Source organism: Achromobacter maghribensis (assembly GCF_057334215.1).
The window spans coordinates 586,791-588,512 of sequence record NZ_JBHFII010000061.1; the positions used below are offsets into that span (position 1 = coordinate 586,791).

General features: G+C 66.3%; 1 protein-coding gene. It reads right to left on the reverse strand.

The window, feature by feature from the left end; genetic code table 11:
- Positions 1-273: 273 nt before the first annotated feature.
- Entirely contained in the window at positions 274-1,566 is a 1,293-nt protein-coding gene (locus tag ACE039_RS28655) for a phospholipase A (RefSeq protein ID WP_105557362.1), read from the reverse strand.
- Between the last annotated feature and the right edge of the window lie 156 nt (positions 1,567-1,722).

Sequence of the window (1,722 nt, forward strand, 5' to 3'; positions counted from 1 at the left end):
CCTTCGCTCCGGACTGCCCCGTCGTCATCTTCGTTGTTGCCTGCGGCAACTGCCTTCAGATTCCCTCGGGCTTATCGACGCCCCGCGCCCCCCAGGCCGCCGCCGCCCCGGGCTCCGCCAGCGGGAACCTGGCGTCCGTGGGGAAGGAGGGTGTGCTTGGCGTTTTGGTGCAGGGGAGGGGTGGTCTGGAAGGTCTTGCAGGGTCGCCCATCGCCTGCCGCGCGGGCGGCGGGCGGTGGGCATTTGGTGGGCGTAATTCTTCGGTTCGTTGTCTTAGGGGACGAGCGACAGGCCGATGCGGAATTGCGATTCGTTGCGCTGGTTGTAGCCCAGCAGCGTTTCGCCGTAGCCGTTGAAGTATTGCAGGTGCAGATAACCGTTCATGTTCAGCCACGTGCGCTGCAACGGCCAGGCGAAGTCCAGCTGGGTGGTGCGGCGCTTCTGGTCGCCCTGGCGGTACATCGCCGAGACGACGGCGCCGTTGTCTTGGGCCCAGCGCAGTTGCCAGTCGACGTGTCCTGCGTAGTCGGCGTAGTCGCGGTTTTCGTCCGCGACGCCAAAGTAGGCTTTGACCTTGGGGGCAAAGGTCAGCGTGCTGCCACCGTCGAAACGGTAGTGGAAGCGCGGCTCGATGTAGCCGTCGTTGACCGAGCGGGAATCTTCGCCGTCCTTACCGTTGGAGCTGTGTTCAACGCCGGTGTTCATGCCGAAGCGCCAGTTCTGGTTGGCGGACTGCCACATGTTGTCCGACAGCCAGAAGGCGCTGGGGTTGAAGGTGGTGTCGATGAAGGGCATGGAGTCGCCCTGCAAGTCCCACAGCGAGGTCTGGGTGTAGGCCAGGTAGAAGTTTTCGCCCCAGGTCGCGGGACGGTCGCCGTGGGGGCTGAAGAGGCGATACTTGGCGCTGATCTGGAAGCGCGCGGTGGTTTGGCCGCGGGTGCCGATGTCGAAGTAGACCGGCTTGTATTCCGAGATCGAGCTGCGGAAACGGTCGAACGCCGTTTGCGGCTGCACGCTGGGCACGACGGCGGCGTCGGGAGCGGGGCCGCCTTCGGGCGATGCGCCCACGGCGGTGACGGCGGCGACCGGCACGGGCTGGCCGCTGCGGGCGTCCACCACCGGGCCTTGGGCGGGCGTGCTGGCAACGGTGCCGCTTTCACGGCCGGTGGTGTCCAGCGCCATCATCGACGGCTGTCCCTCGATGGAGACGGCTTGCAGGCCGCGTGCCGTGCTGGGCACGACGGCGGTCCACGCCATGCGCGCGAAGTTATTGACGGGCACGCTGTAGCTGGCCCGGTCGCCGGCAAGCTTGGCCAGGCTGCGCACGATCTGGCCGTCCTGGCCGCGCCACTGCAGCACCAGCTCGGGCGGTGCTTGCCAGTTGGCGCGCGCGCTGTCTTCGTTGAAGAACACGGCCTCGATGGTGACGGTTTCGCCGGGGGCGGCGGATGGCCGGTCCAGGCGGTACGACACACCGGCGGCGGCGGAACCTGCCGCGCCCAGGGCGAGAGCGCCGGCAAGGGTGCGCAGGGCAAGGGAGAAGCGTGTGTGACGGCGTCGGGACATGGCGTGCGATGGTTTTTTTTGTGACGAGGCAATGTAGCATCGCACGCCGAAACTGTTTGTAAGGCAGGCTTATCGGATGTAGGGCGTGTAATAAACAGGTGTTACTCAGGATGTCTGAGGGCAGACGCACACGTCCCACGAGACAAGGCCCCGCGC